The sequence below is a fragment of the Myxacorys sp. genome (genome assembly GCF_059501405.1).
Window position 1 is genome coordinate 1 of the sequence record NZ_JCACCM010000044.1, and the last position, 3,037, is coordinate 3,037.

Sequence of the window (3,037 nt, forward strand, 5' to 3'; positions counted from 1 at the left end):
GAGAGATTTTATTGGTTTTACCCTGCTCCTGCTTCTAACTCGCAACTTGGGTTAAATAGCAAAAAGACGCAGTTTCTAGCTCAGAGTTGTTGACTCGACCTGATGCTATAACTGCGTCTGCAAAATCCGAATCCGTCAGAGCTACTTCCGACGAACGGCGATCGTGTAGGATGGTCTTTGCTTTGCTTCTCGCTGCGTCTTCACAAGGCGGAAGTCGTGATCCACATACAAATGCTCAAATTTGGGGATGGCTAAGTAAGTTTTCTCAAATTTCTTGACTGTATTTTTATCCAAATTTTCTAGCTTCAATTCTTTCGGTAGCGCCGTTTTCTCGGTTAACTCTTCCCATCGAGATTGCAAGACTGTATCAAACCAGTTTGCGGCCCGCTCAATCGTGAGCGGAATAATCCGTCTACCAAATTTCTGCTCGATCGCAACATTCTGAATAAACCATTCTCCGTCGCGCACCTCAAACTTCTGCATCACCATAAAATCGTAAGCGACCAGAAAGGCAGAAAGCTTCTTCAGCAAGCTATAGCGGCTTCCTGGAGCATAGCGCGCAATGTTAGCGTAGTAACCGTTGTCACGAAAGATTTGATAGGAGCAATCGTGCAATCGACCAGGTAACGCATCATGAAAAGGAATGGTAGACCACACAGGCGTCCACACACCCAAGACGACAGGAATCTGATCTTCTACAGCTGGATATGGATTACGCCGCTGCAGCTCTTCAAAATAAGGAACCAACTCGTTTTTGTGAAACGCGACCTTCTCTTTCAACGGCTCAGCGTCACGGTCTTTGATTAGAGATAGAATTTCAGCTTTGAGCGCTTCTGTACTGAGACTACTGAGCCGATCATCGAGCCTTACAGCATTGGCTACCATACCTGTGCCTCAACTTCTTAGAATTTATGTTGCTTCTACATTAAGAAAATTAAAGCGACCCCCACTCTATCAGGAGGAGAATCTACCTGCGAGCGGGGCTCTGCTCGAAGAGAGGTTTTAACGGCCTATATTTTGCTTCCTAGAAAGTTCTTAGTTAGGGGGTAAAAATCTGATTTTGTCTGCTACAATATCTAACGCATAGGCTGGTGTAGCTCAGTTGGTAGAGCAGCTGATTTGTAATCAGCCGGTCGCAAGTTCGAGTCTTGTCACCAGCTTCCCCCTAGAATGCGGCTTTCAGTTAATGAGTACGGGTTCTAGCGGTCGATTGACCAACGTAACAAATGTTAAGTTTAGGGATTTTTAGGGATTGTTGGGGGGAATCGGGGTAAGTTTGTCGATCGTTTAACGATCTGAACTATGGCTAAATCTTCGCGTGGGTCGGTGGTAGTAGAGTCGGTGCGCGATCGCTTGCGGTTGTACTGGAGATTTCAGGGCAAACGATGCTGGCTAAGCCTCGGATATCCTGATACGCCGAAGCATCGCCAAATTGCTAAGTTGAAGGCAAGCCAAATTGAATCAGACATTCTCTACGATCGCTACGATCCAACGCTTGCTAAGTACAAGGGGATTGAGACGGTAAAACCAGCGTCGATCAGAGAAATTTGGGGGCAGTTTGTTGTCTACAAGCGATCTCAGGTGTGCCCGTCCACGATGCGGAGTCAGTATCGTCCGTGGAGCCGGGAGGTTGAACGCTTCCCAACTGACGATCCATTTGCTAGGATTGAGGTGCGTGGTTGGCTACTGGCAAACAAGCCGATTGGCACGGCAAAGCGCATTCTGGTGGCGCTTAACGAGTGTTTTGAGTGGGCGGTTGAATCCCGGCTCTGCGATCGCAACTCGTTCTCTGGACTTGCCCAGAAGATTTTGATTTCTAAATCGACTCAATCAACAGAAGAGATTGATCCCTTTAGTATTTTTGAAAGAGATCTGATTATTAATCTATTTAATTTAAATAAATACTATAAACACTACTCCCCATTGATTGGGTTTCTGTTTGCCACAGGGTGTAGACCGGGAGAAGCGTTAGCACTGCAATGGCGACATGTGCATCGGCACTTTCACTCTGTGCAGTTCGCGCAGGTTCTATCCGACACAGAGAACGGCTTGCGGGTGGTTGAAGGGTTAAAAACTCAAGAGCGAAGAGACTTCCCGTGTAATGAAGCGTTGCGGGAATCGCTCAAAGACCGGCACTCGCGGTGCAGCCGGACACTGGCGGACGATCTAGTGTTTCCGTCGCCAAGGTCGCATCGATGGATCGACTGGCACAATTTCACAAACCGGGGTTGGAAGGCGATTTTAGCTGAAGCGGGAATTAAGTATCGCAACCCGTATCAGACGCGCCATACGTTTATTACTTTAGCACTGCAAAACGGCATGGACGTGGCGGACGTGGCGAAAATTTGTGGTAATAGCCCCGACATGATTTACAAGCGCTATGCGGGAGCAAGGCGATCGATTGAGGTTCTAGCTTTCTGATGCCGCTCGAACTCCTCGATCGCGGCTAGGTGTCGGTGCGTGTCATGGCGGGTGGCTGCCCAATCTTCTAGGAGTTCCTTGCGGTACTTAACCCGCCTATTGTTCTCCCTAACCCAGTGAACGCCCTCAATTAGGTCGCCTTGCCGCCTCAGTCGTTTGAGCGTATCGGGCTTGCGATCGCTGATCTTGGCTGCGTCCTGTGGGTTGATCAGGGTATAGATTTTCTGTACTTGCGTTGCCATTAGCGTTCCGGTTGATTAAGATTTGGCTCGACTCTGCGGTAGTGCCCGCAGTGGGAAACTAAAAACCCTTCTTCGACTAGCTCTTTGAGGGCGGTTGACACCTCGCCCCACCTTAGATTCCAGTGCTTTGCAATTTTGGCGGGATAGCCACGATCGTTCTCCTCGAAGTACTCGCGAACCAGACGCTTAATTTTCCAGTCGTCAGGCAAAGATTGCTCTATCGACTCGCCATTGCTCTCGCCTGTAAATGGATTTGAACTAACCTTCATGCTGCTACCTCCTTGCTCCTTTAACGTGTGGTCGAAATGTCCAGTTGATGCGCTCTCCCACCGGCTTAGCCGTCTTTGAAACTTGGTGAACATGGGTCGATTGAC

General features: G+C 48.6%; 4 protein-coding genes and 1 tRNA gene. 2 read left to right on the top strand and 3 right to left on the bottom strand.

All coding sequences use genetic code 11. The annotated features are described in order from the left end of the window. Window positions 1-141: 141 nt before the first annotated feature. Window positions 142-885 carry a hypothetical protein gene (locus AC5I6P_RS04085; RefSeq protein WP_495692485.1) on the bottom strand — a complete coding sequence of 248 codons (744 nt, stop codon included), beginning with the start codon at window positions 883-885 and terminating at the stop codon, window positions 142-144. A 202-nt stretch (window positions 886-1,087) separates the two neighbouring features. Between AC5I6P_RS04085 and AC5I6P_RS04090 the strand changes: the two genes are divergently transcribed. Together AC5I6P_RS04090 and AC5I6P_RS04095 are read left to right on the top strand one after the other, a co-directional pair. Next, window positions 1,088-1,160 (top strand) — tRNA-Thr (locus AC5I6P_RS04090). Between the two features lie 142 nt (window positions 1,161-1,302). Then, entirely contained in the window at window positions 1,303-2,421 is a 1,119-nt protein-coding gene (locus AC5I6P_RS04095; RefSeq protein ID WP_495692486.1) for a tyrosine-type recombinase/integrase, read from the top strand. Here AC5I6P_RS04095 and AC5I6P_RS04100 read toward each other — a convergent pair. Both AC5I6P_RS04100 and AC5I6P_RS04105 read right to left on the bottom strand, forming a co-directional pair. Further along, the gene (locus AC5I6P_RS04100) at window positions 2,379-2,663 is read right to left on the bottom strand and encodes a helix-turn-helix domain-containing protein (RefSeq protein ID WP_495692487.1); all 285 of its coding nucleotides are present in this window, start codon (window positions 2,661-2,663) and stop codon (window positions 2,379-2,381) included. The genes AC5I6P_RS04095 and AC5I6P_RS04100 overlap by 43 nt on opposite strands. Further along, entirely contained in the window at window positions 2,663-2,932 is a 270-nt protein-coding gene (locus AC5I6P_RS04105; RefSeq protein WP_495692488.1) for a hypothetical protein, read from the bottom strand. The genes AC5I6P_RS04100 and AC5I6P_RS04105 overlap by 1 nt, the downstream gene beginning before the upstream one ends. Between the last annotated feature and the right edge of the window lie 105 nt (window positions 2,933-3,037).